The organism is Nocardia aegles, from assembly GCF_052545135.1.
This window is the reverse complement of sequence record NZ_JBQWRI010000005.1, coordinates 201,858-226,323: the sequence shown is the minus strand read 5'-3', so window position 1 is coordinate 226,323 and position 24,466 is coordinate 201,858. Positions and strand designations below refer to the sequence as shown.

Here is a 24,466-nt window from a genome sequence, read left to right as displayed (position 1 = left end):
TGCTGCGACGACAAGGCCACCGCTCACCTGATCCACGAGTGCCGTTGCTGTATCAGCGTCCGATCGGATCAGCGGGACATCAAATCTGACACCGTGACGAATTGGTATCCGGCGGCGCGCAGTTCGGTGACGATGCGCGGTATGGCAGCGATCGAGGGCTCGGCATTCCCGTGCATGACATGCAGCAGAACGATCGACCCGGGACGTACCTTGCCGAGGGTCTCGGCGACTATGTCGTCCGCGGTGGCGTCCGCCCGGCCGGAATCGGGCTCGACGTCCCAGGTCACGGTGACGCAGTCGTGCTCGGCGAGGTAGTGCGGCAGCACCCACAGCTTCTTGCCGTAAGGCGGACGGAAGGTGATCGGGCCCACGTAACCCGTCTTCATGATCTCGGCGTCCGTGCGCTCCACTTCGTCGCGAACCGTGCCGGGCGTGACGAAGACCATCCGACGATGCGAATAGGTGTGATTGCCGATCTCATGGCCCGCCGCGGCGATCGCCCTGCCGTACTCCGGGTGTTCGGCGAGATCACGCCCGTTCAGATAGAAGGTGGCCGGAACCCGCGCGTCGGCGAGCACTCGCAGCACCTCGGGCGCACGATCGGACGGCCCGTCGTCCAAGGTCAGCGCGACCACCCGCGCGTCGGTGTCCACCCGGCTGACCACCTGACCGGCCAACTGGAAGGTGCGCGCCTTCATCAGGTAGTAGGTGCCCGTCCCCAGCAGCACCACCACGACGAGCACCGGCGCACTTCCGATCAGCCACCTGCGAAACATGCACGCTGTATAGCAGAATGCTCGCCCCGATGCCGACCACCGGCAGCCCTACCGGCGCGGAAACTCTTGCCGGACAGAAGAACACGGCTGAGTCGAGTCCCGCCACGTCAACCGGCCGGAAAACGGCGGTTCGGCCATAGCCTCGTTCACGGCCGCCGTGCTACGCGCGGGACAGGCCGTCAAGAGCGTTCCCAGAGATGGGCTGGATCTGTAGCACGCTACACACATCTGGGGGTACAGTTGGGCATCACGTAAGTGATGCTGGCGGTGGGACGCCGTTGCAGCGACGCCCCACCTGGTGGGTTTACCTAGTCCACAACCAGCGGACCAGCATGAGCGCCCCGGCGATCACGGCAGCAATCGTCAGCATGATGCCGTAATCGACCGGGGTCTCTTGCTTTCTCCGGCGATGTTTCGCCATCCCCACCACCTCCTTCCTGGGCGCGGCGTGTGGACCAAGCCCACCGCCCCTCGGCTGGAGGTGCGTCCACCTTACGTGATCGCGTCGATAGGAACCGTTGAACCACAACAACTTCCGATACTTCATCGGTCGGCCCAGGACATCACCCGCAACGGACGACGATGCGACCTACGTCGAGCACCGCTATCGACCGCGGCCCGCGTTGTGCGAGTTGTTGCCGAATAGGAAAGTCGCAGCAAGTCTCGACCCGGACACGTCACCCGCCACGACAACTGGTACTACCCAGGAGGTGCCGCAACTCGAATCGGTTCGGTCCGGCCCGCTCGCCGACATCACCACAGCAGGTCGATCGATTGCGGCAGCTGATCAGAGGTCCTAACCGCTACTGGCGATACATCCGAGAGGGGGGACCGACAAACGTACAGGGCGTGCGGTCGGTGACCGCACGCCCTCTCCCTGCGACCGGATCAGAAGTTGATCATGTGGCCGGCCAAGCCGTGGAAGGCTTCCTGGAGGGCCTCGCTGAGCGTCGGGTGGGTGTGCACGTTGCGGGTCAGCTCGTTGACCGTCAGATCCCACTTCTGCGCGAGGGTGAGCTCAGGCAGCAGTTCGGAGACGTCCGGGCCGATGAGGTGCCCGCCGATCAGCTCGCCGTACTTGCCGTCGGCGACGAGCTTGACGAAACCGGTCGGGTCGCCGAGGCCGTGCGCCTTACCGTTGGCGGTGAACGGGAAGGTCGCGACCTTCACGTCGTAGCCCTCGTCGCGGGCCTGCTGCTCGGTCAAGCCGAAACTGGCGACCTGCGGCTGGCAGAAGGTGGCGCGCGGCATCATCCGGTAGTCGCCGAGGGGACCGGGCCTCGGGGTCGTTGTCAGCGGTATGCGGTTAGTTGGCGGCGGCCATGACGAGATCGCGGTAGGGCAGGCTGACGACGGGGTGATTGGTGATCTCGAGTTGGGTCTCGACTTCTTCGAGGCGGATGGTTGCCGCGTCGGTATCGGCGGCGGTGATCTCCGTTTCGACGTAGGTTCCGGCGTGGGTGACGGTGTCGATGCTGACGATGATGTCGTCGTGTTCGGGATGCTGGTAGGCGATGCGGGCTTTCTCGACGTGCACGAGTTGGATCATGCCGATTGCGGCCAGCAGTTGGTTCGCGGCGGCGGCTTGGTCGGGGCCGCTGAGGGTGACGTTGGTTTCGCGTTTGGCGATCACGTTGCCGTCGCTGTGGGTTCGGGCGTTGGACGGTGGTTTGTAGGTGACCTCAGCGAATCCGTCTCTGCGTCGAATACGGAGGCATTCAACAGTTTTCATGTAGTCGATGTCGGGTCGGCTGTAGTAGGTGTCGACCTCGGTCAGGTTTCCGGCTTCGCGGTAGCCCAGTTCGGCGAGACGCCGACGCAGGGCGCTGGGGTCGGGGAGTTCGCGTTTGCGTTCGACCTCGATCAGGTGCATGTGCTGGATCATCCTATCGTGTGGATGGCGGTATGTACGCGGGCTCGTGCAGCGACGGCGCATCGACGGCGTATACATCGCGATAGACGAAGAACCCGTACGGCTTCAGTACATTTGGGAATGTTCGCATCATCGTGTGCAGGCCACTGTAGGCACCACGGTAGGAGTAGACCTCGTGCAGCAACGCGGATGCGCTGATGATGTCGACGGGTTCGGCGACCAGCGTTGCGATGTCTTGTGCCCAGCCATGCACCAGTGCGCACGTGCCTACAGTGTTGAACCGATCGATAGCCTGGATATCGTTAGCGGCCACATCGAGATAGGATGACGATGATTTATGTTGGTATGCAAAATAATTAGATGTTCCCGTCATTGTTCACCTTTGGATTCGGCGAGTCGGTGCGGGGCGGCTGGGGCTCGAGGTAGAGGCGTTCATTTGGCAGCCGAGGTAGTCCGGCGGTTTCACCGGGGAGTACCTGCACCGCGTCGGGATGATGGCGGGTGCGAAAGTCTTGGACGAACAGCAGTGCGGCGGTGAGACAGGCGGTGAAATCTAGCCGTAAACCGTGAAGGAACACCGACAGATGGATGTCTGGATCGTCAGGATGTGGGGAAGTCATCGCCGCTCCGCTGTACGGTTCTGCGCTGCTTTCGGTCTGGCGCAGGCGCGGATGGACTCGACCACCATCAGCCCGGACGGGCGAAACGAGTCGTAGGGTGCCTGTACCCATGTTCGGAAACTGATCGGCCCGAAAGTGGGTGAAGGCAAGGCGATCTGAGCGCCGAAGGGGGACACGGAGACGTTGAGCCGGAACAGTTCGGCGAACAGTTTCACCTCGTCGGGTACGTCCGGCCGCGCCAAGAATGTCCAGCGTTTGGATCGTGGGTGAGAGATGATCGGGCCGAGTCGTATGGTGCGGCTGAGCATGTGGTTCTTCACGCTGGCGCCGAGGGGCGCGGGCATGGTGATCGCACCGACGCTGCCGGTCGGGACGATGATTCGTCCGCCTGCTTCTGGCTGCAGGACTGCTGCTAGTCCGCAGACCTGCCGGTAGAACTTGCAGCGTGTGGTGGGCGTATCGGCCTGCGCTACCGGCAGCACCTGAGTGTCGTCCAGCCCCATGCGTATATCTCCCCTGTTCGTGGTGTGATACGCGCCCGGTACCAAGGAGCTTGCGCCAGCGGCTGACATGCCAACGGGGATCGGTGTGCCGTCGCGGACAATCACATCGACTCGGCACCGGGTGCATAGGTCCTCGAAACCGTTTGACACATCTAGAATCCCCGACACTTGGGGACGAAATAACCCGCTATTTGGAACACTTTGGGACACTTTGTAATAGCCTTAATGCATGGCCAACGAACGGCTTCGCGGCGCAATGGCCGCAGCGGACCTCACGAAACACGCTCTGGCAGAACGCCTCCAGATCAGCACCAAGACGGTCGAGCGCTGGATCACTCGAGACCGATGCCCGCATCCGGGACTTCGTCTCAAGGTCGCCCGTGAACTGGGCTGCGACGAGACCTACCTCTGGCCCGAGCTTTTAGCGGGTAGCCGGTCCGCAACCGCCTCGCTATCCGAGTTGGTGCAGATCTGGCCGACCCGCCCTGAGGTTCCACATGAGGTTTGGCGTTCGCTCATGCAGCAGGCCGCTGACCACATTGATATCCTGGTGTACGCAGGGGGCTTCCTTGTGGAGTCTCTCAACTTCGTAAACGTCGTACGCGCCAAAGCGAGTGCGGGCGTCACGGTTCGGATTCTCCTTGGAGAGAGCGACTCACCGGAAGTTCTCGCCCGAGCCCGCGAGGAGGGCCTGCCTTCGTTACCTCAGCGGTGCCAGTCAACGCTGGAGTATCTCCGGGAAACGATGGACTTGCCAATGGTCGATATCCGCACCCACCGCACGACGCTGTACAACAGCATCTACCGTTTTGGCGACTCGATGCTTGTCAACACCCACAGCTACGGTGCTTACGCGGCGAAGTCTCCAGTTCAGCATTTGCAGCACGTCCCGGGTGGTCGCCTCTTCTCCTACTACATGCAGTCGTTCGAAGCTGCCTGGATGACGGGACGTCCCGCACTATCCTGACCTCATGGGACGCCGAATTGACTACCACCAGGACCCCGACGCTCCAGCAGCCAATAGCGTCCGACCCAGCGCAGCAGCATTCGTCTATCAGGAAGGTACGGTCCTGCTCATATGCAGGTCAGATAACGGCAACTGGTCAATGCCTGGGGGCGCACACGACCCTGGCGAGTCCCTTAGCCACACCGCCGTCCGAGAGACCCGAGAAGAGACCGGGGTCGATATCCGTGTCACCGGAATCGTCGGAATCTTCACCGACCCAACTCACGTCATCCACTACACCAGTAACGATGAGGTCCGGCAGGAGTTCACCGTGGTCTATCGCGGGGAAGCAGTCGGCGGACACCCAAGAACCAGCAGCGAAAGCATGCGCGTCGATTGGGTGCCAGTCGATCAGATCCCATCTCTGACCATGGACCCCAGCCAGCGAAAACGGATCGACTGGGCTCTCAAGGAGAGCAAACCCTACATTGACCCCGACGCCCGCTGAGCCGCCATCCGCAACCGCGGCTCTGCTCGGGTGATGGCGGTATGAACCACGCTTCCCGGTTCGTACCTTCTCAAGATCTCGGCCAGTCGTTCATCCACCGTGAAGTCCTCGCCATTCGGCCCGGTGGAGAGGTCAGCCCACCACATGAAGTCATCGGCTGCGCCGAGTCCTGCCAGGCCAACCAGCCGGAACTCTTCGAACAGGCCCACATCCAGGCCCCGCACATCCGCCTCCAACTCCGCCGCAGTGTGAAACGCCACCAAGTGGCACACAACCGGCGAATACCCGAGCGAACGCAGCAGCCGGGCGCCGTCGATCGGGTGGAACCCGAGGTTTGGATACCCGTAGCCAACATCATGCAGATACGCCGCTGTGATCGCATCCACACGTAGTTCTACTGGCAACAGTTGCGCAACACCCTCCATTCGCCGACCCACCGCGATCGAGTGAGCACGCCGCGATTCGGTCAGCGAAGACAGCAGCTCGGCCATGGCCTCGTTCACGGCTGCCATGCTACGCGGGGGACAACCCGTCGAGACCGTTCCCAGAGCTTGGCTGGATGTGTAGCACGCTACACACGGTCGGATCTCCGCTGAGTATGCCTGGCACCCTGTGACCTCGATACCCAGGGAGCCCGGCCGCTTTCGTTGAATCCGATCGGTGTACAGCACAGTGGGCAACGAAGAGGGCGCGCGGTCGGTGACCGCACGCCCTCTCCCTGCGACCGGATCAGAAGTTGATCATGTGGCCGGCCAAGCCGTGGAAGGCTTCCTGGAGGGCCTCGCTGAGCGTCGGGTGGGTGTGCACGTTGCGGGTCAGCTCGTTGACCGTCAGATCCCACTTCTGCGCGAGGGTGAGCTCAGGCAGCAGTTCGGAGACGTCCGGGCCGATGAGGTGCCCGCCGATCAGCTCGCCGTACTTGGCGTCGGCGACGAGCTTGACGAAACCGGTCGGGTCGCCGAGGCCGTGCGCCTTGCCGTTGGCGGTGAACGGGAAGGTCGCGACCTTCACGTCGTAGCCCTCGTCGCGGGCCTGCTGCTCGGTCAAGCCGAAACTAGCGACCTGCGGCTGGCAGAAGGTGGCGCGCGGCATCATCCGGTAGTCGCCGAGGGTGACGGTCTCCGCGCCCGCGATGGTCTCGGCCGCGACCACGCCCTGGGCCTCCGCGACGTGCGCGAGCTGCAACTTGCCGGTGACGTCGCCGATCGCGTAGATGTGCGGCACATTGGTGCGCATGTAGTCGTCGATCCCGATCGCGCCACGATCGGTGACCACCACGCCCGTGGTCTCCAGGCCGTAGCCGTCGACGCGCGGGGCGAAGCCGACGGCCTGCAGCACCTTGTCCACGGTGACGGTCTCGATCGAACCGGTCTTGTTGTCCTTGATCGCGACGGTGACCTTCGCGCCGTCGTCCTCGATGGACTGCACAGCCGCACCAGTGGTGATGGTGATGCCGAGCTTCTTGTACTGCTTGGTGATCTCCTTGGAGACGTCCGCGTCCTCGTTCGGCAGCGCACGGTCGAGGAACTCCACGATCCGCACGTCGACACCGTAGTTCTTCAGGACGTAGCCGAACTCCATACCGATCGCGCCCGCACCCACGATGAGGATGGAGCCGGGCAGGTCACGAGTGAGGATCTGCTCCTCATAGGTCACCACGTTGGCGCTGAGCTGGGTGCCGGGCAACAGCTTGGTGACAGTACCCGCCGCGATGATCGCGTTGTCGAACGTGATCGACTCGGCGCCGCCCTTGGTGAGCTGGACCGACAGCGAGTTCGGGCCGGTGAAGGTGCCCTTGCCGTCGAACTCGTCGATCTTGTTCTTCTTCATCAGGAAGTGGACGCCTTTGACCCGGCCGTCGGCGACCTTACGGCTGCGGTCGAAGGCCACCCCGAAGTCGAAGTTCACCTCACCGGAGATGCCGAAGGTCTTCGCCTCCTTGGTGAAGATGTGGGCGAGCTCGGCGTTGCGCAACAGCGCCTTGGACGGGATGCAGCCGACGTTGAGGCACACACCACCCCAGTATTTCTGCTCGACGATCGCTGTTCGCAGGCCGAGTTGAGCGGCGCGGATCGCGGCAACGTATCCGCCGGGACCAGCACCGAGAACGACGACATCGTAGTGGGAAGTCACGCCCCGAGCCTAACTCCGCACCGCGAACTTCACTCACCCGTCCCCCACGATTGTGAGGACTGGGCCACACCCGCCCGCAAACTTTTCGCCTGCCGGACCTCTGCCGCCGGTGGAGCAGGCCACGGTGTATCGCCGGCACATCCGCGACGGCACCGGTGTACTGAGCCGATCGGACGAGCCACCGGCGTGGTTCCACGTGTCCAGCGTCGCAGCGGGGGACGTGCTCGTCCGGAAAGAGGGCGATCAAGTAGACGCCGAAATCGAACCTCAGGTGCGCCAGACCTGCGCGGCGACGCGGCGGAAGTTGCCGCCGAAGATCGCGGCTCGGTCCGCCGGGGTGAAGCCGCGTTGAGCCAGGGCCTCGTCGAGGGTGGTGACGTCGGAGGGGCCGAGGAGGTCTTCGGGTGGGACCCAGTGGAGTGGGCCCCACTGTGTGTAGGCCTCGGAGAAGGCGTGCGGGTTCTGTTGTAGCTCGGCGTTGAAGTCCTCGGCGTCGAAGGAGTAGTCCGAACCGATGCCGATGTGGTCGATGCCGACCAGTTCCGCGCCGTACTCGAGGTGGCGCGCCATCGCCGCGATCCGCTCGGGGCGTTCGTGCGGCGCGTTGCGGCCGAGGAAGATGCCCACGCCGTTGATCCCGATGACGCCGCCGGTCGCGGCGCAGGCGCGCGCCTGGTCGTCGGTGATGTTGCGCGGGTGGTCCCACAGCGCGGCGAAGTTGGAGTGGCTGTAGATCATCGGGACGACGGTCGATTCGGCCAGCTCCAGCCCGGTGCGCCGGGAACAGTGCGAACCGTCGGCGAACATGCCGACTTCGTTGAGCGCGTGCACGAGATCGCGCCCGTAACCGGTGAGCCCGGTGTCCTCGGTGTCCAGGCAGCCGCAGCCCGCGGCGTTGGCGTGGTTGTAGGCGGGCAGCAGCGAACGCACACCGAGCTCGTAGAACCGTGCGACGTTGTCCAGGTCGCCGCCGAGCGGCCCGGCGTCCTCGAGATCGAAGGCCAGCGCGATGGTGTTCGCGGCACCGATGTCCGCCATGGTCTCGACCAGACGGAACCGACCGTCCGCCAGGGCGTCTCGGCGGAATCGGTCCAACAGCGCCAGGCAGTCCGCGGTCGACTGCCGGGAGTAGCCGACGTTCACCGACAGATACGATCCGGCCGGGTAGCGCGCGAGGTCGCCGATGTGTGCGGCGGGCGACAGCGGCAGACAGCAATGCTGCTCCCACAGAAAGGGTGGCAACCTCGAACCTCCTGGTCGGATCGGCCTCCCCGGCAGCAATCCTACTGTTCACGCCGAACGGGCATCGGCACGCGGCGAACGGCGAGCCGCCGAGGCGCCACGCCGTGGCCGAGTTGCCGCGACAGCCAATACTTTTCGTCTGCACCGACGGTAACGGGGCATCCACCTGGACCGATGCACGTCATACATCAATCCCTCCTGTGCCCGAAGGCGGTGCGACCATGCGTCGCTTGCTTCTTCTGTTCGTTTCCTTCGTGACCCTCGCCGGCCTGTTCATCGCCCCCGTCCCGGCGTCCGCCGCCCCGGAGTGCGCTTCCGGGTGGGGTTCGATACCCAAGGTGAGCCGAGCTCGGACGCTCGCACCGCTGACCGCGGTCCGCGCCGGACAGCACGCTTGCTTCGACCGCGTGGTGCTCGACATCGGCGGGCAGGTGACCGGCTATCACGTCGGCTACGTCGAGCGAGTGGTCATGGACGGCTCCGGCGCACCCGTCCCGCTGCGCGGCGAGGCGTTCCTGAGCATCGCCGTCTACGCCCCCGCCTACGACGACGCGTTCCACCCCACCTACACCCCCGCGAACCGGGCGGAGCTCGCCGACGTACGCGACTATCGGACCTTCCGCCAGGTGGCCTGGGCCGGTTCCTTCGAAGGACAGACCACCGTCGGCCTCGGCACCCGCGCGCGACTGCCGTTCCAGGTGTCCACCCTCGACGGACCGGGCAGCGGATCGCGCGTCGTGATCGACGTCGCGCACTCCTGGTGACCCCGCGCCGCGCGGCTCGGCAACAATGTGGGGATGAGCGGCGTTGAGCGTAATGTGACCGATCCCTATCTCTGGCTGGAAGAAGTGACCGGCGAGCGCGCTCTGGACTGGGCTCGCGAGCACAACACGGTCGTGCACGCCCGGTTCGCCGACTCCGATCGCTTCCGCGACCTGGAGCGGCGCATCCTCGACATGCTCGACACCGACACCAAGATCGCCTACCCGACCCGCCGCGGCCCCTGGCTCTACAACTTCTGGCGCGACGCCGAGCACCCGCGCGGCCTCTGGCGGCGCACCACGTTCGCCGAGTACGCCGAGGACGCGCCGGCCTGGGACGTGCTGATCGACCTGGACGCGGTGGCCGCCGACGAGAACGAGAACTGGGTGTGGGGCGGGGCGACGGTGTTGCGCCCGGAACAGTCCCGCGCCTTGATCAGCCTGTCGCGCGGCGGCGCGGACGCGAAGGTGGTCCGCGAGTTCGACCTGGAACGCAGGGTGTTCCTCGATCCGGCCGATGGCGGGTTCTTCCTGCCCGAAGCGAAGTCCGAGATCCGCTGGATCGACATCGACTCGGTGTACGTGGGCACCGACTTCGGCCCGGGCTCCCTGACCGACTCGGGTTATCCGCGGATCGCGAAACGCTGGCGGCGCGGCACCGCGCTGGCGGAGGCGACCACCGTCTTCGAGGGTGAGAGCGGCGATGTCGCGGTCTCCGCGGGCTACGACCGCACGCCCGGTTACGAACGGCACTACGTCGGCCGCGCCACCGACTTCTTCAACGAAGAGGTGTATCTGCTGGACGGCGACGGCGCCCTGCGGCACCTCGACATCCCCAGCGACGCCGGCGAGTCCTGGTACAAGGACTGGCTGCTGGTGCGGCTGAAGTCGCCGTGGGAGGTCGGCGGCACCAGTTATCCCGCCGGCGCGCTGCTGGCCACCGACTTCGAGAAGTTCCTCTCCGGCGCACGGGAATTCGAGGTCATCTTCGCCCCGGACGCGCACACCTCGCTGCACGGCTACGGCTGGACCGAGAACCACCTGTTGCTGGTCACGCTCGAGGATGTGCAGACCAAGCTCCAGGTACTGACGCCGGGATCGGACGGCTGGCGCCGCGAGCCGCTGGCCGACACCCCGCCGATGGCCACCACCAGCGTGCTGAATCTCGACCCGTTGGACAGCGGCGACGAGTTCATGCTCAACACCAGCGGCTTCACCACCCCGGCGACGCTGCTGGCCGGCGCGGTCGGCGGGCGCACCGAACGGCTCAAACAGGAGCCCGGATTCTTCGACGCCGACGGGGTGGAGACCGAGCAGTTCTTCGCCACGTCCGACGACGGGACGCGAGTGCCCTACTTCGTGATCCGCCATCGGGACCGGAAGGACGCGCCCGGGCCGACGGTGATGTCCGGCTACGGCGGTTTCGAAGTGTCGCGCACCCCCGCCTACAGCGGCGCGTCGGGCATGGGTTGGCTGGAACGCGGCGGGACCTGGGTGATGACGAACATCCGCGGCGGCGGCGAGTACGGGCCGCAGTGGCACACCTCGGTGCAGAAAGCCAACCGGCACAAGGTGTACGAGGACTTCTCCTCGATCGCGAAAGACCTCGTCGCACGCGGTATCACCACGGCGGACCAGCTCGGCGCGGTAGGCGGCAGCAACGGCGGCCTGCTCATGGGCGTGATGCTGACCCGCTACCCCGAATTGTTCGGCGCGATCGTCTGCCAGGTGCCGCTGCTGGACATGAAGCGCTACCACCTGCTGCTCGCGGGCGCCTCCTGGATGGCCGAGTACGGCGACCCCGACAAGCCGGAGGAATGGGAGTACATCGGCAAGTACTCGCCCTACCAGAACGCCCGCGCCGACCGACCCTACCCGCCGATCCTGCTCACCACCTCGACCAGGGACGACCGGGTGCACCCCGGCCACGCCCGCAAGATGGCCGCGCTGCTCGCGGAGCAGGGCCACCAGTTCTGGTACCACGAGAACATCGAAGGCGGCCACGGCGGCGCCGCCGACAACAAGCAGTCGGCCTTCCAGGCGGCACTGATCTACGAGTTCTTCACCCAGATGCTGATCGAACGACGCTCCTGACCGATCCCCGCGGCCGTGCGCAGTCCGTCCTCGATCCGCGCACGGCTGTGGCGGAGTCACGCTCAACGGTCGCGCAACCACTTCTCGATCTGGTCGACGGTGCTGGTGTACTGCCGGATCCAGCCGTTGTGGCCCAGCGGTTCCGGCTGGCGCCAGCGCGTCACCTCCGCGTTCGGCAACTTCTCCAGCAGGTGCTCGGCGGAGCTGGGCGGGGTGAGGTCGTCGCCGGTCATCGTGATGGACAGCACCGGGAGTTTCAGCCGCGCGATGCGCTCCTCGTAGTCGATGTCCGCGCCGACCGGAACGAACCGGCCGGTGCGCGCCAGCCGGGCCCAGTCGGAGATCAACACCTTGGACTGGCGGCCGAAACCCATCGACACCCGGTCGCCGGGCCAGAAGCCGGCCAGGTTGGCGGTCAGCGAGATCGCCGCGGTGCCGACCAGCATGCCCGGCCCCGAAAGTCCCCGGTAACCACGGTAATACGGGGTGCCGGAGGCGACCAGGATCAGCCCGCCGAGCCGGCCACGGACGCGCGCGGCGTACATGACGCCGAGCTGGCCGCCCATGCTGTGCCCGAGCAGGTACGGCGTGCTGTCCGGGAACTGCTCGCGAACCACCTCGAAGATCGCCGGGAAGTCCACCGAGACCAGCTCGTGGTAGCCGAAGGTACTGGCGGAGCTGGGCTTCGGCCTGCTGTCGCCGTTGCCGCGCAGCTCACCGACGGCCACGTCGAACCCGCGCGCGGCCAGACCCGAGGCGAACAGTTCGTAGTAACCCCCCGGAACGCCGAGCCCGGGCACGATCACCAGGACCGGCCGCGGCGCGTCCGGACTGACCGCGTGCCGGTGCGGACCCCCGGCGGGGAGCAAGCGCACCGGAACCGTGGTGCCGTCCGGCATCTGGATCGGAACTGTTTGCATCCCCGCACGTTACCGCGCTGGTCGTGCTCGGTGCCGCAGGCCGGACGCTAGGCGCGGACCGCGCCCATGATCACTCTTCTGAGCACCCGGATCACGTCGTCCAGCGGCGGGCGCGGATCCGCACCGCTCCACGAGTCGACCACGTAGTTGACGCCGCCGATGATGGCGAGCATCCGCATCTCGTAGTCGCCCGCGGGTATCTCGCCGTGCAGGGCGGCGTCTTCGGCGGCGCCGGCCAGCAGTGACCCCCACTCCCGGCGCACCGCGAGGCGGAACTTTTCCACCTTCGGTCCCGCGCCGACCACTTCCACCAGGGCGACGCGCGCCTTGCGCGGATCGGAACCGATGGATTCGACGTAGGCGCGCACGGCGGCGTCGATGACCTCCAGCGCCTTCGCGCCGGACCTCGCGTCCAACGCCTTCTTCACGGCGTCCCGCGACTCCCGGTCGATCTGCTCGTACAGTTCTAGGAGCAGGGACTCGCGACCGGTGAACTCCTCGTAGAACTGTCGGGAGGAGAGTCCAGCGTCCTTGCATATGGCGCCGACCGAACTGTTGGCGTAGCCGTCCCGCGCGAAGACCGTCAGGCCTGACTCCAGAAAACGCGCACGCCGCTGACGTTGCCGGTCCTCCACGGGTTGCCCGGCATACATTCGACCCGTATTCGCATCCTGTGACATTGGGCCAGACAATACAGAAGGGCCCGAACTCATCGTCATCGATCGGGCCCTTCGTTACAACCCTCGGCCGGCTACGAGTTAGCCGAAAGTTGTCTGAGCAGTTGACTCCTCATCAAATGGTCGCCGGACAGAAGCCCGGCGACCATAGTAGCTTGCGCATTTTCCACGGATCGAGCATTCGGAAACTCCGATCTGGCCGTAGGAGATTCTCTGTCACTGGCTATTTGCCGGAACAGACGATACCTAGCGGCGCCGCGCTTGCGGGCAATTTTAGAGGGAAACTGTAGAATTTTTTGTTTCATTCCGATTCGTCGGGTACGGCGGTTTCGCCCAATCCCCCGGAACCGGACAGCAATTCCGGCAGATCGACCACGGAATCGATGACGTGATCGGGCGCGCGATCGGACGACGCGAGCACACCGGGCCGGAATTTGCCGGTGCGCACCAGGACGCCGGTCAGCCCGACGTCCTGCGCCGCAAGCACATCCGAATACAGGTCGTCACCGATCATCACGACCTCCGCCGGCTCCAGCCGCATCAGCGCGACGGCGGTCCGGAAACCGGGAGCCGCGGGCTTGCCCACCACCTCGATGCGGGCGTTGCCCGCCGCCTCCAGGCCGGGCAGATACGCGCCGGCGTCGATGCGCAACCCGTCCGCGGTCGCCCAGGTCAGCCCGCTGTGCATGGCGACGACGGGCACGCCGTCCAGCATCAGTTCCGCCACTCGGCTCAGCGCCGCATGGGTGAATTCCGGTCCCGCGCCGCCGATCACGACCACATCCGGATGCCCCTCGTCGAGCTGGAGACCGGCGAGGTCGGCTTCGATATCGCCGTGGTTGAGCACCCAGACTGCGGCGTCCGGATATCGCCCGCGTACGAATTCCGCGGTGAGCCGTGCGGCGGTGACGATCTCGGAGGGCTCGACCTCGATACCGGTGCCGCACAGGCGTTCCGCGATCTCGGCGCAGGTACGCGAGGTGGTGTTGGTCAGGAACGCCCGACGCAGTCCGTTCTCCCGGATCCGGCGCACCGCGGCGGCGGCGCCCGCGATCTCCCGCCAGGAGGTCACCAGGACGCCGTCGATGTCGTAGAGCACACCTCGGATCCGATCGCGCTCAGGCATGGCTTCAGCGTACGACCGACGGGCGGACCCAGCAGGCCGACCTTAAGGTGTTGCCATGGGGAAGGCGCTGCTCTATGGTCTCGGCACGGCGGTACCGCTGATCCTGGGCGCCGCCATCGGATCGCGGTGGCGACTCCCCAAGGCGGTACTCGCTTCCCTGATGGCCTTCGGCGCGGGCACGATGATCGCGGCGGTGTCCAGTGAGCTGTTCGAGCCGGCCTTCCGCCAGAACGCGACGATCGCCGCGATCGCGCTGTTCGCGGGCGCGGGGGTTTACGTGGTGGCCAACCATCTCATCGAGAACAAGCTCGGCCCGCGCGCGCTCGGCTGGGCGCTGATGCTCGGCGCGGTGCTGGACGGCGTCCCGGAGAACACGGCGCTCGGCGTCACACTGGCCGATGGCGGCGGACTCGTCCTGCTGGTGGCGGTGGCCGTGGGCAACGTGCCAGAGGCGATCAGCGGAGCCGCGCTGATGTGCGACCAGCACGGCGTGGCACGCCACCACACCCTGCGGCTGTGGACGGCGACCGGCGCGGTGCTCGTTCTGGTCACGGTGCTCGGTAACGCGTTGTCGGACATCCTGTCCCAGACCCATATCGGGGCAGTGCAAGCGTTCGCGGGCGGCGCCACGATCGCGGTCCTGGCCGACTCGCTGATGCCGGAGGCCTACCGCGAAGGCGGCTGGTGGGTCGGAATGGCCACGGCTGCGGGGTTTCTCGTGGCCTTCATCCTGCGCTGACACCGCACGCGACGGCGGTTGTCAGCGCCGCATCTAACTGTATCTCACCCTCATTCCATGATGCTTCGACAATCATCGAATGATCTCCACCGATCGCTACTACCGCTCGCCGTGGGTACGTTCGTCCTCGGCACCGACGGCTTCGTGCTCAGCGGACTGCTTCCGCTGATTGGTGCCGACCTGCACGTTTCCGTATCCACCGCCGGTCAGCTGACCACGATGTTCGCCTGGACCTACGCCATCGCCGCACCGCTGATCGCCGCGGCGACCGGCTCCTGGGATCGCCGCGTGCTCCTCGGCGGCGGCGCCGCGCTCTTCGTGGTCGGCATGATCGGGCAGGCCGCCGGGGATAGCTTCGCGGTCATGGCCGCGGCACGCGTCGTGGCGGCCATCGGGGCGGCGGCCTTCCAAGCCAACGCGGCGTTGGCGAATTCCTCGGCAAGGGCGCGTTCGGCGCGGGGCGTCGCGCAGCACCGCCACGCCCTTGCCGATCACCGTGGTCTGCGGGACAGTCTCGTGCCACGGGTGACCGCAGTGCGACCGCTCGTCGGTGGCGAACCCGCCGCCGGATCAGCGGGGCGCACCATCATCACCGTGCCCCGCCTCCGGTGGCTAAGCGGCAGGGCCGGGGCGGATCGAATCCAATCGGTCGGCGCAGCGAGTGAGCAACTTCAGCAAGGTGGCTCGCTCGGCGTCGGTGAATTCCTCGGCCAGGGCGCGTTCGACGCGCACGGCCCGGGTATCCGCGTCGCGCATGACCGTCACGCCCTTGTCGGTCAAGGTTGTCTCGAGGACGTTCTTGTGCCACGGGTGCGGGGTGCGCTCGATGAGCCCGCGGTCCTGCAGATTGCCCAGCACGGTGTTCATCGAGGGCGGGGTGACGCCGCAGAGCCGGGCCAGGGCGGCGGCCGAGATGCCGGGATTCTCGGCGAGGAACAGTAGTGCGGCGTACTGGGGCACGGTGACGCCCGCCGGTTTCAACGCGGCGTTCTTGGCCGTGTTCAGGGACTGCTCGGCACGTTTCAGATACGAGCCGATCCGTTCGGCGGCGGGCATGGACGTCATATGCGCATGGTATCCGCACATCCTCTCGTTTCAGCCTTGACGGATATTAGAGTTCTAACTTAGATTCGTGCCAGTTGCTCAATGTGAGCATGTTTCCATGAACGATCTCTAAGAGGTGTCCGATGCCCCACGCCCTACCCCTGCGCCTGTTGTCGAGCCTCGCGGCAGGCACCGCTTGCCTGACGCTCGTCTCCTGCGGCACGAGCGACGCGCCGAGCACCGCCGTCCACACCGCCTACGAGCTGCCTGGCGACCGCGCCTATCCCGAAGGCATCGCGGTGGACGCTCGGACGGGAGACAGCTACGTCGGCTCCTACGCCACCGGCGCCGTCTATCGCGCGACGCCGAACACGCACCGAGCCGAGGTCTTCCTGCCCGAAGGCGCCAACAACCACAAGACCGCCAATGGCTTGAAAGTCGATGCGGCCGGACGATTGTGGGTGACCGACTCGACCACCGGCGTCGCGGTCTACGACATCGCTACCCGCGCCCTGCTCGCCGACTTCACCGTGCCCGGCAGCGACGCCCACTTCGTGAACGATCTCGCCATCACCCCGGACGGCACGGCGTACCTGACCGACACCATAAGGGCGCTCGTCTATCGCGTGACACCGGACCAACTGGCCGCCGCCAGGGCACAAGGCGGGCGCGCCGAACTGACCCCGCAGTTCGACCTGCACTCCGTGCTGCCGCCGATCGAGCCCGGCGGCTTCAGCCTCAACGGCATCGTCGCCGACCCGGAAGGCCGCTACCTGCTCACTGTCGACATGCCGCGCGGCGACTTGTACCGCATCGCGTTGACGCCGGAGCCGACTCCGATCCGCAAGGTGGCCCTGCGCGGTGGCGATCTGCGTCAGGGCGACGGGTTGGAACTGCGCGACAACACCCTGTGGGCCGCGCACAACACCACCAACACCATCAGCCGCTGGACGCTCTCCGACGACGGCGCCACCGCGACGCTCGCCCAACAGCGCACCGACCAGGCCCTCTCCATCCCCACGACCCTCGCCCGCGCCGGTGACCGAACCCTGATCGTCTCCTCCCAATTCGACAAGGGCGGCCCGATGGCGCCCGGCACGCCGAAGACGCCGTTCGCCGTCGTCACGCTCGACGGATTCTGACGCAGGAACGCCGATCCCGGCCAGCGCCACCGCAGGCGGCTGGTGGTGCAGGTCCGGATTCGATCAGCTCAAATCTTGACGTTGGCCCACTTCGCGAACCGGGCCAGGGTGTCGGTACCCCGGCGCGCGTGGGCGAGCACGCGGACGGTCTCGTGCACCTGAGGGTGGTTACGGGTCAACTCCGGTGCGATCTTGCGCGCCCGCTCGAGGCTGGACAGCGCGCGGGCCTTGTCGCCGTGCAGCAACCACGCCCGCGACACATCGATCCAGTGATGCCCGGCACGAGACGGCGCCACCGATGCGGGCAGACGGATCCGCTCGGCGCGGGCCACAGCGGTCGTGCCGTCGGACAGTTCGACCGGTACCGCAACGGAGTGGATCGCCACGTTCGGCAGCTGGAATTGCGTGCCGTAGTCCCCGGCAAGCTCCGACGTGACCACTTCGCCGATCTTGCGCGCTTCCCGCAAGTGCGAGTTCGCGGTGTCGCCGTCGAGCGCGCGGGCCGACAGGATTGATCCACGCAGGTGCAACGCGCCCCGGACGGCGAGAAGGTCAGGTGTCGTGGGCAACTGGTCGCTGGCGGAGTGGGCGCGGTCGACAACCCCGAGTCCGCTCGCGTACGCGCCGGAGTACAGCAGGATCAACGCACGGTGATACTCGGCCGCGATCGGCCACACCGGGTCGCCGCTGCGTTCCGCTGCCCACACGCAACGCTCGGACGCCAGTCCGGCGAGGTCGAGGTACCCGTACCTGTAGGCAAACGACGATGCCCTGTTATAGGCGTAGGCAAGCGTCGAATAAGCCTTCTCGAGGTGATATCCGGGGGCCGCGTCGGCAGCGAGGATACGTGCAGACCGTGAATCACGTCGGGTAGTTCGGCCGTGAGGTCGGAGTACTGAGCCCGGCGCATACCCTCCCGCACCCGATTCAGAGCCGCCGCTATTTTCTCCAAAGACGTTGGCCTAGTGAGCGGTTCGTCAGTGAATGCCAGTATCCGACGACGCAGTTCCCGGATGGTCGCGTGCGCGGTGGAGTCGGCAGGCTGCGGGGAGTAGGGCTGCCCGGTCAGATCCTCGACATTCACACCCAGCGCGCGAGCCACCGCGGCGATGAACGCGGGCGAGGCCGGGCGGTCGCCCTGCTCGACCTTGCGTAGCAGTGACAGCGACACGTTCGCCTTGTGCGCGAGCTGGGTTTGGGTGAGCCGCGCGAGCTTACGCGCTCGGGCGGTCCGTTCCCCGACCCCCATCTCATCCATCCCTCAACGCTGCCACATCTTGTGGCAGTTCGCAGCAGTCCACACAGAACACACTTCCCATAGCCCCGCCGTCGGGTCGAGCGCCGAACTCCCCGGCGGCGGGCGCCCAACAACCGAACACGCATAGGGGGTAGCACCGGATGCCCGCAGTCACCATCTTGATGGTCGTCGCCGCGCTCGGCGCTCTCGCGATCACCGTCTGTCTACTGCCCAGCTCGGACGCCGGGCCCGTGTCGTTCCACAGCGCTGTCGGAATGTCCACCACAGAGGAAGCACACCAGGTATGGCAGGACCACGCCGAATGCGTCATGGCACTCTGCCCGGCCAAGGCTGCCGCGTACTGGGCGCTGGTCGACGACGGCAAGATCGTCCCCGACGCCCGGGTCACCCGATGACCACCCTCGGCGACGCCGAGATGTGGCGGCACTTGCTCGGAAACGGGGCCGATCATGGCGAGTGACGAAACCCCGGAACTGCCGGTGCGGGTCCCGTTCGTCGGGCCGTCGGAGGACTATCCCGGCCCGCCGCGGGAAACGGTGGAAATGTTCGCCGAAGCCATTCGCGAATGGGCCGGACCAGACATGATCGGCTACCGCGAGTCCTTCCTCGACGGGCACGTCTACCTCGTCGGCGACGACGGACACTCCTACACGCTGGAGGAATACGCCGACCGCCGCGAGGAACGTGCGATCGAGCATGCGCGCGATTCGCACGACTGAACGATAAACCGGTGCACTCGACACCTACCCTGGTCAACCGTGTGACCGGAGCGATAGCCAAGACCGTCCAGCCCACCGTGATCGTGAGTGAGGGGCGGGATAGTAATCACTGCCGCCCTTGCCCGATGTGGGGCCGAGAGCTAACGTTCTCGACGTCCTCGCCCAAGGCGCACTGGCTCCGGATGAATGCGCCCACGTGGAGAGGGTGGCAGCCCGTTCAAGCCGGGCCGAGTCCGAGGGGAGTCACGCGACGTGGCTCCCCTAAGCCCCGATCTACCTGCGGGTTGGTGTCCGTCGGTGCGTCAGAGACTGTCAATTCAACGGCAGGTGTAAGCAGATCTATCTCGTCGACCGCGCCACCGGAGCGATAGCCAAGACGGTTCAGCCCACTGTGATCGTGAACGACGAAGGCAAGGTCATCACCGCCTACCCTGGAGGAGCCTGTGGTGGAAAAGCCTGAGCCCAGCTTGGACGAACTCACCGATTCGGTGATTCGTGCCGGTACCGAGTGGGGATACCAGGTCAGCCACGACGACGCCGGTCGGTTGCAGCTCACATCTACCGGCGAATCGCCGGTGGTTCCCCCGCTGAAATTCAGGTTCACCGACGAGGAACTCCGCGACTACTACTTGCGCCTCGCAGCGAAGGCCGGAACACCCAGTGGCGAGAGCACGCCGTGGAAGACATGGATGGTTTTGATGTCGACTCATCTCGATGAAGCCGTCTACAAGGCCGGTGTACTGAACCGGCCCTGCGTGATCACGATCGGCGAGACCGGTTTCTGGCCTGTGCCAAGGTAAGTCGGCAATTCACCGCCGCAGGACCGGGTGCTCTATGGGCGGCATCTCGAGTCGACTGTCGTCACCCTCGACGGCATCCGACCCCGGAACGCCGGAAGCCGGCCCACCTCGCGGTGGACCGGCTTCCGGTTCGAAATGCGTTGCCCAGGGGCAGGACTCAGAAGTCCATGCCGCCCATGCCACCGGTCGGGTCGCCGGCGGGAGCGGCGGCCTTCTCCGGCTTGTCGGCGACGACGGCCTCCGTGGTCAGGAACAGAGCCGCGATCGAGGCCGCGTTCTGCAGCGCCGAGCGGGTGACCTTGACCGGGTCGGCGACACCGGCGGCCAGCAGGTCCTCGTACTCGCCCGAGTCGGCGTTCAGGCCGTGACCCGCGGGCAGGTTGGACACCTTCTCGGCGACCACGCCGGGCTCGAGGCCCGCGTTGAACGCGATCTGCTTCAGCGGAGCCGACAGCGCGACCTTCACGATGTTCGCGCCGGTGGCCTCGTCACCGGTGAGCTTCAGCTCGTCCAGCGCCGGAGCCGACTGCAGCAGGGCCACGCCACCACCGGCGACGATGCCCTCCTCGACGGCCGCCTTCGCGTTACGGACGGCGTCCTCGATGCGGTGCTTGCGCTCCTTGAGCTCCACCTCGGTGGCCGCGCCCGCCTTGATCACCGCGACACCGCCGGCCAGCTTGGCCAGACGCTCCTGCAGCTTCTCCCGGTCGTAGTCCGAGTCGGAGTTCTCGATCTCGGTACGGATCTGCGCGACCCGGCCCTTGATCGCCTCCGCGTCGCCCGCGCCCTCGACGATGGTGGTCTCGTCCTTGGTGACGACGACCTTGCGCGCCTGGCCGAGCAGCTCGACGCCCGCGGTCTCCAGCGAGAGGCCGACCTCTTCGCTGATGACCTCGCCACCGGTCAGGATGGCGATGTCGGCCAGCTGAGCCTTGCGACGGTCACCGAAGCCGGGAGCCTTGACGGCGACCGACTTGAAGGTGCCGCGGATCTTGTTGACCACCAGGGTGGACAGGGCCTCGCCCTCGACGTCCTCGGCGATGATCAGCAGCGGCTTGCCCGCCTGGATGACCTTCTCCAGCAGCGGCAGCAGGTCCTTGACGGTGGAGACCTTCGAGCCGACCAGCAGGATGTACGGGTCCTCGAGGACCGCTTCCTGACGCTCCGGGTCGGTGACGAAGTAGCCGGAGATGTAGCCCTTGTCGAAGCGCATGCCCTCGGTGAGCTCCAGCTGGAGGCCGAAGGTGTTGCTCTCCTCGACGGTGATGACGCCTTCCTTGCCGACCTTGTCCATGGCCTCGGCGATCAGCTCACCGATGGACGCGTCGCCGGCCGAGATACCGGCGGTGGCGGCGATCTGCTCCTTGGTCTCGACCTCCTTGGCGGTGTCGAGCAGCTTGGCGGTGACGGCCTCGACGGCCTTCTCGATGCCGCGCTTCAGGCCCAGCGGGTTCGCGCCGGCCGCGACATTGCGCAGGCCCTCGCGCACCAGCGCCTGGGCGAGCACGGTCGCGGTGGTGGTGCCGTCGCCCGCGACGTCGTCGGTCTTCTTAGCGACTTCCTTGACCAGCTCGGCGCCGATCTTCTCGTACGGGTCCTCCAGCTCGATCTCCTTGGCGATGGACACACCATCGTTGGTGATCGTGGGGGCGCCCCACTTCTTCTCCAGGACAACGTTGCGACCCTTGGGGCCCAGCGTCACCTTGACCGCGTCGGCGAGGCTGTTCAGACCCCGCTCGAGGCCGCGGCGGGCCTCTTCGTCATACGCAATTGTCTTGGCCATGGCGTTGTTGAGATCCTCCATGTGTATGGCTGACACACAGGACGACCGCCGGTTGGGTCGCCCCAGTTACGCTGGCCAGGTTCGGTGCCCGCGACGGACGACCGAGGGTGTCTACGGAACCCGGTCTCACCGTCCCGACCTGGCACTCACAGGTCGAGAGTGCCAAGAGCATTTTTAGCACTCAGGGGGGTCGAGTGCAAGGTCCGCGCCGGTCCTAGCGGTCGTCGAAGCGGAACAGCAGCGCGATGATGGCGTCGTTGCGGCGCTGCTCCTGGGTGCGCGGCTCGCCGTACTCGTTGACGAGTTCGGCGTCGCGCAGCAGCAGCTCCGCTTCCACCCGCATGATGGCGCGAATGAACGGAGGGGCGACGTCGGGCGGCAGGTCGCCGTTCACCACGGTGCCGCCGTCCGGCTGGGACTCGGTGGACACATACGGAAGAGCGCGCAGCAGATCTGCGCGCCGCTCCCCTGCTATTAGGTCGGAATCCGTGTCATCCGCCATTGCTATAGCTTAGCCGCCAGGGGTTCACGTCTCGAGCCGGACGATTCGCGTCGCCCCGCGCTGACGAGAAAAGCACTGGTCACCACCCCCGTTCCGCGGAGTCGGGGACCTCGACACCGCGCCGGGGCGACCGTGGCGGCGTAGATTCCGGGTGGACCATGATCAACCTCATCCCGGAAGGGGACACGGGTGGACGACCTGCCGTTCGATTCGCTCTACCGGCACGGCTTCGCCCGGGTGGCGGTCGCGGTGCCCCGGGTCCGGGTGGCCGACCCCGCCTACAACGTGGAACAGACCGTGGAGCTCGCCGCGCAGGCCGCGGCGGCCGGTGCGGTGCTGACGGTGTTCCCCGAGCTGGGATTGTCCTCCTACACCGCCGACGATCTGTTCCACCAGGACGCGCTGGACCTGGCGGTGGAGGCTTCGCTCGCCCGGGTGGTCGCGGCGAGCACGGACATCGACACGGTGCTCGTGGTGGGCGCGCCGGTGCGGGTTCAGCACCGGTTGTTCAACTGCGCGATCGTGATCTGCCGGGGCATCGTGCTCGGCGTGGCGCCGAAGAGCTACCTGCCGAACTATCGGGAGTTCTACGAGAAGCGCCAGTTCGCGGCGGCGCGAGAGGCGCTGGAGGATCACGTCACCATCGCCGGGCATCGGGCGCCGTTCGGATCCGACCTGCTGTTTCGCGCGAGCAATCTGGAGGACTTCGTCTTCCACCTGGAGATCTGCGAGGACGGTTGGGTCCCGCTGCCGCCCAGCGGCTTCGCCGCACTGGCGGGGGCGACCGTGCTGGTCAACCTGTCCGCGAGCAACATCGTGATCGGCAAGGCGGACTACCGGCGCTCGCTGTGCACCTCCCATTCGGCGCGCTATCTCGCGGCGTACCTGTATTCCGCCGCGGGGACCGGCGAGTCGACCACCGATCTCGCCTGGGACGGACAGGCCCTGATCTGCGAGAACGGCGACCTGCTCGCGGAGGGCGAGCGGTTCTCCGATCATCCCCAGTTGATCACCGCCGACCTGGACCTGCGCCGGCTGGCCGCCGACCGACTGCGCACCACCAGCTTCGCCGACAATGTGCACGACCATCGCGACCGGCTGGCCACGCTGCGGCACGTCGATGTGCGGCTGCCCGTCCCCGAGGACTCGGTCGCGCTGGAGCGCGAGATCGCGCGCTTCCCCTACGTCCCCGCCGACCCGGCCCGGCGCAACGAGCGCTGCGCCGAGGTGCACCACATCCAGGTGGAGGGCTTGAGCACGCGATTGCGTGCCACCGGCACCGAGCGCGTGGTGATCGGGGTGTCGGGCGGCTTGGATTCCACCCAGGCGCTGATCGTGGCGGCCAAGACGATGGACCGGCTCGGCCTGCCGCGGGAGAACGTCCTCGCCTACACCATGCCCGGCTTCGCGACCAGCACCAGGACCAGAACCGACGCGCACCGTCTGATGGCCGCCCTCGGCGTGACGGCGCACGAGATCGACATCAGCCCGTCGGCCACCCAGATGCTGCGCGACCTCGGCCATCCGGCCGCCGACGGCGCGCCGGTGTACGACATCACCTACGAGAACGTGCAGGCGGGCGAGCGGACCTCGCATCTGTTCCGGCTGGCCAATATGCACGGCGCGCTGGTGATCGGCACCGGCGACCTCAGCGAACTCGCACTGGGCTGGTGCACCTTCGGCGTCGGCGACCACATGGCGCATTACAGCGTGAACGCGTCGGTGCCCAAGACGCTGATCAAGTACCTGATCGCCTGGGCGGTGGACACCGAGCAGTTCGGCACCGAGGCGAACGAGGTGCTGTCCTCCATCCTGCGCACCGAGATCTCGCCCGAACTGATCCCGCACGAGGATTCCTCCGCCCCGGCCCAGAGCTCCGAGGCAACGGTCGGCCCATACGAATTGCAGGACTTCCACCTCTACTACCTGTTGCGCTTCGGCTACCTGCCCAGCCGTATCGCCTACCTGGCCAGACACGCCTGGTCCGATCCCGCGACCGGCCGGTGGCCCGATCTGGTCCCGGCCGACCAGCGCAACTCCTACGAGCTCGCCACGATCAAGTACTGGCTGGGCGAGTTCCTGCGCCGCTTCGTGCAGACCAGCCAGTTCAAGCGCTCGACGCTGCCGAACGCGCCGAAGGTCGGCTCCGGAGGTTCGCTGTCGCCACGCGGCGACTGGCGCGCGCCGAGCGACGCATCGGCGGCGGCTTGGCTGGATGAGCTCGACCGCAACGTGCCGGACGTCTGACCCGTCGCCGCGCCCGACACCCCGGACAGGGCCGGACGCACCCCTGCCTATGG

Annotated in this window: 26 protein-coding genes and 2 pseudogenes; 11 read left to right on the top strand and 17 right to left on the bottom strand. The window is 66.5% G+C overall.

Features of this window, described 5'->3' with window-relative positions:
• Positions 1-68 precede the first annotated feature (68 nt).
• The 6 genes and pseudogenes from ACT89H_RS16765 to ACT89H_RS16740 all read right to left on the bottom strand — a co-directional run bounded on the left by ACT89H_RS16765 (position 69) and on the right by ACT89H_RS16740 (position 3,772).
• Complete coding sequence (locus ACT89H_RS16765) at positions 69-776, bottom strand: polysaccharide deacetylase family protein (RefSeq protein WP_445109550.1); 708 nt, start codon at positions 774-776, stop codon at positions 69-71.
• A gap of 888 nt (positions 777-1,664) precedes the next feature.
• A pseudogene (locus ACT89H_RS16760) lies at positions 1,665-2,045 on the bottom strand (oxidoreductase dimerization domain-containing protein); the annotation flags it as partial.
• Between the two features lie 37 nt (positions 2,046-2,082).
• A complete protein-coding gene (gene cyaB, locus ACT89H_RS16755; RefSeq protein ID WP_445109549.1) occupies positions 2,083-2,649 on the bottom strand; it encodes a class IV adenylate cyclase in 567 nt (188 codons plus the stop codon).
• Positions 2,650-2,662: 13 nt separating this feature from the next.
• Entirely contained in the window at positions 2,663-3,022 is a 360-nt protein-coding gene (locus tag ACT89H_RS16750; protein WP_445109548.1) for a hypothetical protein, read from the bottom strand.
• Positions 3,006-3,269 (bottom strand): hypothetical protein, encoded by a 264-nt coding sequence (locus tag ACT89H_RS16745; RefSeq protein WP_445109547.1) that lies wholly within the window; start codon positions 3,267-3,269, stop codon positions 3,006-3,008. Before ACT89H_RS16745 ends, ACT89H_RS16750 begins: the two co-directional genes overlap by 17 nt.
• A complete protein-coding gene (locus ACT89H_RS16740; protein ID WP_445109546.1) occupies positions 3,266-3,772 on the bottom strand; it encodes a DNA-directed RNA polymerase subunit beta in 507 nt (168 codons plus the stop codon). Before ACT89H_RS16740 ends, ACT89H_RS16745 begins: the two co-directional genes overlap by 4 nt.
• Before the next feature lie 229 nt (positions 3,773-4,001).
• Here ACT89H_RS16740 and ACT89H_RS16735 point away from each other — a divergent pair, with 229 nt between their 5' ends.
• Both ACT89H_RS16735 and ACT89H_RS16730 read left to right on the top strand, forming a co-directional pair.
• The gene (locus ACT89H_RS16735; RefSeq protein ID WP_445109545.1) at positions 4,002-4,739 is read left to right on the top strand and encodes a helix-turn-helix domain-containing protein; all 738 of its coding nucleotides are present in this window, start codon (positions 4,002-4,004) and stop codon (positions 4,737-4,739) included.
• A 4-nt stretch (positions 4,740-4,743) separates the two neighbouring features.
• The gene (locus ACT89H_RS16730; protein ID WP_445109544.1) at positions 4,744-5,226 is read left to right on the top strand and encodes an NUDIX hydrolase; all 483 of its coding nucleotides are present in this window, start codon (positions 4,744-4,746) and stop codon (positions 5,224-5,226) included.
• Here ACT89H_RS16730 and ACT89H_RS16725 read toward each other — a convergent pair.
• The 3 genes from ACT89H_RS16725 to ACT89H_RS16715 form a co-directional block, all read right to left on the bottom strand.
• The gene (locus ACT89H_RS16725) at positions 5,202-5,729 is read right to left on the bottom strand and encodes an HD domain-containing protein (protein ID WP_445109543.1); all 528 of its coding nucleotides are present in this window, start codon (positions 5,727-5,729) and stop codon (positions 5,202-5,204) included. The two genes, ACT89H_RS16730 and ACT89H_RS16725, sit on opposite strands and share 25 nt — an antisense overlap.
• Before the next feature lie 226 nt (positions 5,730-5,955).
• A complete protein-coding gene (gene lpdA / locus ACT89H_RS16720; protein WP_445109542.1) occupies positions 5,956-7,359 on the bottom strand; it encodes a dihydrolipoyl dehydrogenase in 1,404 nt (467 codons plus the stop codon).
• A gap of 267 nt (positions 7,360-7,626) precedes the next feature.
• Positions 7,627-8,601 carry a dipeptidase gene (locus ACT89H_RS16715; RefSeq protein WP_445109541.1) on the bottom strand — a complete coding sequence of 325 codons (975 nt, stop codon included), beginning with the start codon at positions 8,599-8,601 and terminating at the stop codon, positions 7,627-7,629.
• Positions 8,602-8,822: 221 nt separating this feature from the next.
• On the opposite strand from ACT89H_RS16715, the gene ACT89H_RS16710 reads away from it, so the two are divergent.
• Together ACT89H_RS16710 and ACT89H_RS16705 are read left to right on the top strand one after the other, a co-directional pair.
• A complete protein-coding gene (locus tag ACT89H_RS16710; RefSeq protein ID WP_445109540.1) occupies positions 8,823-9,365 on the top strand; it encodes an AMIN-like domain-containing (lipo)protein in 543 nt (180 codons plus the stop codon).
• Between the two features lie 33 nt (positions 9,366-9,398).
• Positions 9,399-11,456, top strand: a complete 2,058-nt coding sequence (locus ACT89H_RS16705) for a prolyl oligopeptidase family serine peptidase (RefSeq protein ID WP_445109539.1) — start codon at positions 9,399-9,401, stop codon at positions 11,454-11,456.
• Between the two features lie 62 nt (positions 11,457-11,518).
• Here ACT89H_RS16705 and ACT89H_RS16700 read toward each other — a convergent pair whose 3' ends face one another.
• From ACT89H_RS16700 to ACT89H_RS16690, 3 genes are all read right to left on the bottom strand, one after another.
• Positions 11,519-12,376, bottom strand: a complete 858-nt coding sequence (locus ACT89H_RS16700) for an alpha/beta hydrolase family protein (RefSeq protein WP_445109538.1) — start codon at positions 12,374-12,376, stop codon at positions 11,519-11,521.
• 47 nt (positions 12,377-12,423) lie between these two features.
• Entirely contained in the window at positions 12,424-13,056 is a 633-nt protein-coding gene (locus tag ACT89H_RS16695) for a TetR/AcrR family transcriptional regulator (RefSeq protein ID WP_445109537.1), read from the bottom strand.
• A 298-nt stretch (positions 13,057-13,354) separates the two neighbouring features.
• A complete protein-coding gene (locus ACT89H_RS16690) occupies positions 13,355-14,179 on the bottom strand; it encodes an HAD-IIA family hydrolase (protein ID WP_445109536.1) in 825 nt (274 codons plus the stop codon).
• A 55-nt stretch (positions 14,180-14,234) separates the two neighbouring features.
• On the opposite strand from ACT89H_RS16690, the gene ACT89H_RS16685 reads away from it, so the two are divergent.
• The gene (locus ACT89H_RS16685) at positions 14,235-14,918 is read left to right on the top strand and encodes a ZIP family metal transporter (protein WP_445109535.1); all 684 of its coding nucleotides are present in this window, start codon (positions 14,235-14,237) and stop codon (positions 14,916-14,918) included.
• Positions 14,919-14,975: 57 nt separating this feature from the next.
• Positions 14,976-15,320 (top strand): annotated as a pseudogene (locus tag ACT89H_RS16680) (MFS transporter); the annotation flags it as partial.
• 210 nt (positions 15,321-15,530) lie between these two features.
• Here ACT89H_RS16680 and ACT89H_RS16675 read toward each other — a convergent pair.
• Positions 15,531-15,983, bottom strand: coding sequence for a MarR family winged helix-turn-helix transcriptional regulator (locus ACT89H_RS16675; RefSeq protein ID WP_445109534.1), 453 nt, complete (start codon positions 15,981-15,983; stop codon positions 15,531-15,533).
• 122 nt (positions 15,984-16,105) lie between these two features.
• Between ACT89H_RS16675 and ACT89H_RS16670 the strand changes: the two genes are divergently transcribed.
• A complete protein-coding gene (locus ACT89H_RS16670; RefSeq protein WP_445109533.1) occupies positions 16,106-17,104 on the top strand; it encodes an SMP-30/gluconolactonase/LRE family protein in 999 nt (332 codons plus the stop codon).
• A gap of 68 nt (positions 17,105-17,172) precedes the next feature.
• Here ACT89H_RS16670 and ACT89H_RS16665 read toward each other — a convergent pair whose 3' ends face one another.
• A complete protein-coding gene (locus ACT89H_RS16665) occupies positions 17,173-17,811 on the bottom strand; it encodes a hypothetical protein (RefSeq protein WP_445109532.1) in 639 nt (212 codons plus the stop codon).
• Entirely contained in the window at positions 17,745-18,353 is a 609-nt protein-coding gene (locus ACT89H_RS16660) for a helix-turn-helix domain-containing protein (RefSeq protein ID WP_445109769.1), read from the bottom strand. Before ACT89H_RS16660 ends, ACT89H_RS16665 begins: the two co-directional genes overlap by 67 nt.
• 149 nt (positions 18,354-18,502) lie before the next feature.
• On the opposite strand from ACT89H_RS16660, the gene ACT89H_RS16655 reads away from it, so the two are divergent.
• The 3 genes from ACT89H_RS16655 to ACT89H_RS16645 all read left to right on the top strand — a co-directional run bounded on the left by ACT89H_RS16655 (position 18,503) and on the right by ACT89H_RS16645 (position 19,881).
• Positions 18,503-18,757: a hypothetical protein gene (locus ACT89H_RS16655; RefSeq protein WP_445109531.1), complete on the top strand. Its 255-nt coding sequence runs from the start codon at positions 18,503-18,505 to the stop codon at positions 18,755-18,757.
• 54 nt (positions 18,758-18,811) lie between these two features.
• Entirely contained in the window at positions 18,812-19,081 is a 270-nt protein-coding gene (locus ACT89H_RS16650; RefSeq protein WP_445109530.1) for a hypothetical protein, read from the top strand.
• A gap of 467 nt (positions 19,082-19,548) precedes the next feature.
• Entirely contained in the window at positions 19,549-19,881 is a 333-nt protein-coding gene (locus ACT89H_RS16645; protein WP_445109529.1) for a hypothetical protein, read from the top strand.
• A 157-nt stretch (positions 19,882-20,038) separates the two neighbouring features.
• Here ACT89H_RS16645 and groL read toward each other — a convergent pair whose 3' ends face one another.
• Both groL and ACT89H_RS16635 read right to left on the bottom strand, forming a co-directional pair.
• On the bottom strand, positions 20,039-21,664 hold the full coding sequence (gene groL, locus ACT89H_RS16640) for a chaperonin GroEL (RefSeq protein WP_445109528.1): 1,626 nt from the start codon (positions 21,662-21,664) through the stop codon (positions 20,039-20,041).
• Positions 21,665-21,878: 214 nt separating this feature from the next.
• Entirely contained in the window at positions 21,879-22,166 is a 288-nt protein-coding gene (locus ACT89H_RS16635) for a hypothetical protein (protein ID WP_445109527.1), read from the bottom strand.
• A 189-nt stretch (positions 22,167-22,355) separates the two neighbouring features.
• Here ACT89H_RS16635 and ACT89H_RS16630 point away from each other — a divergent pair, with 189 nt between their 5' ends.
• Entirely contained in the window at positions 22,356-24,413 is a 2,058-nt protein-coding gene (locus ACT89H_RS16630; protein ID WP_445109526.1) for an NAD(+) synthase, read from the top strand.
• The last annotated feature ends 53 nt before the right edge of the window (positions 24,414-24,466 follow it).

Excerpts from the sequence above, each read along its gene's own strand:
- ACT89H_RS16765 (WP_445109550.1), bottom strand. The coding sequence starts at position 776 with ATGTTTCGCAGGTGGCTGATCGGAAGTGCGCCGGTGCTCGTCGTGGTG.
- cyaB (WP_445109549.1), bottom strand. The coding sequence starts at position 2,649 with ATGCACCTGATCGAGGTCGAACGCAAACGCGAACTCCCCGACCCCAGC.
- ACT89H_RS16750 (WP_445109548.1), bottom strand. The coding sequence starts at position 3,022 with ATGACGGGAACATCTAATTATTTTGCATACCAACATAAATCATCGTCA.
- ACT89H_RS16745 (WP_445109547.1), bottom strand. The coding sequence starts at position 3,269 with ATGACTTCCCCACATCCTGACGATCCAGACATCCATCTGTCGGTGTTC.
- ACT89H_RS16740 (WP_445109546.1), bottom strand. The coding sequence starts at position 3,772 with ATGGGGCTGGACGACACTCAGGTGCTGCCGGTAGCGCAGGCCGATACG.
- ACT89H_RS16735 (WP_445109545.1), top strand. The coding sequence starts at position 4,002 with ATGGCCAACGAACGGCTTCGCGGCGCAATGGCCGCAGCGGACCTCACG.
- ACT89H_RS16730 (WP_445109544.1), top strand. The coding sequence starts at position 4,744 with ATGGGACGCCGAATTGACTACCACCAGGACCCCGACGCTCCAGCAGCC.
- ACT89H_RS16710 (WP_445109540.1), top strand. The coding sequence starts at position 8,823 with ATGCGTCGCTTGCTTCTTCTGTTCGTTTCCTTCGTGACCCTCGCCGGC.
- ACT89H_RS16705 (WP_445109539.1), top strand. The coding sequence starts at position 9,399 with ATGAGCGGCGTTGAGCGTAATGTGACCGATCCCTATCTCTGGCTGGAA.
- ACT89H_RS16700 (WP_445109538.1), bottom strand. The coding sequence starts at position 12,376 with ATGCAAACAGTTCCGATCCAGATGCCGGACGGCACCACGGTTCCGGTG.
- ACT89H_RS16695 (WP_445109537.1), bottom strand. The coding sequence starts at position 13,056 with ATGTCACAGGATGCGAATACGGGTCGAATGTATGCCGGGCAACCCGTG.
- ACT89H_RS16690 (WP_445109536.1), bottom strand. The coding sequence starts at position 14,179 with ATGCCTGAGCGCGATCGGATCCGAGGTGTGCTCTACGACATCGACGGC.
- ACT89H_RS16685 (WP_445109535.1), top strand. The coding sequence starts at position 14,235 with ATGGGGAAGGCGCTGCTCTATGGTCTCGGCACGGCGGTACCGCTGATC.
- ACT89H_RS16675 (WP_445109534.1), bottom strand. The coding sequence starts at position 15,983 with ATGACGTCCATGCCCGCCGCCGAACGGATCGGCTCGTATCTGAAACGT.
- ACT89H_RS16670 (WP_445109533.1), top strand. The coding sequence starts at position 16,106 with ATGCCCCACGCCCTACCCCTGCGCCTGTTGTCGAGCCTCGCGGCAGGC.
- ACT89H_RS16660 (WP_445109769.1), bottom strand. The coding sequence starts at position 18,353 with ATGGGGGTCGGGGAACGGACCGCCCGAGCGCGTAAGCTCGCGCGGCTC.
- ACT89H_RS16655 (WP_445109531.1), top strand. The coding sequence starts at position 18,503 with ATGCCCGCAGTCACCATCTTGATGGTCGTCGCCGCGCTCGGCGCTCTC.
- ACT89H_RS16650 (WP_445109530.1), top strand. The coding sequence starts at position 18,812 with ATGGCGAGTGACGAAACCCCGGAACTGCCGGTGCGGGTCCCGTTCGTC.
- groL (WP_445109528.1), bottom strand. The coding sequence starts at position 21,664 with ATGGCCAAGACAATTGCGTATGACGAAGAGGCCCGCCGCGGCCTCGAG.
- ACT89H_RS16635 (WP_445109527.1), bottom strand. The coding sequence starts at position 22,166 with ATGGCGGATGACACGGATTCCGACCTAATAGCAGGGGAGCGGCGCGCA.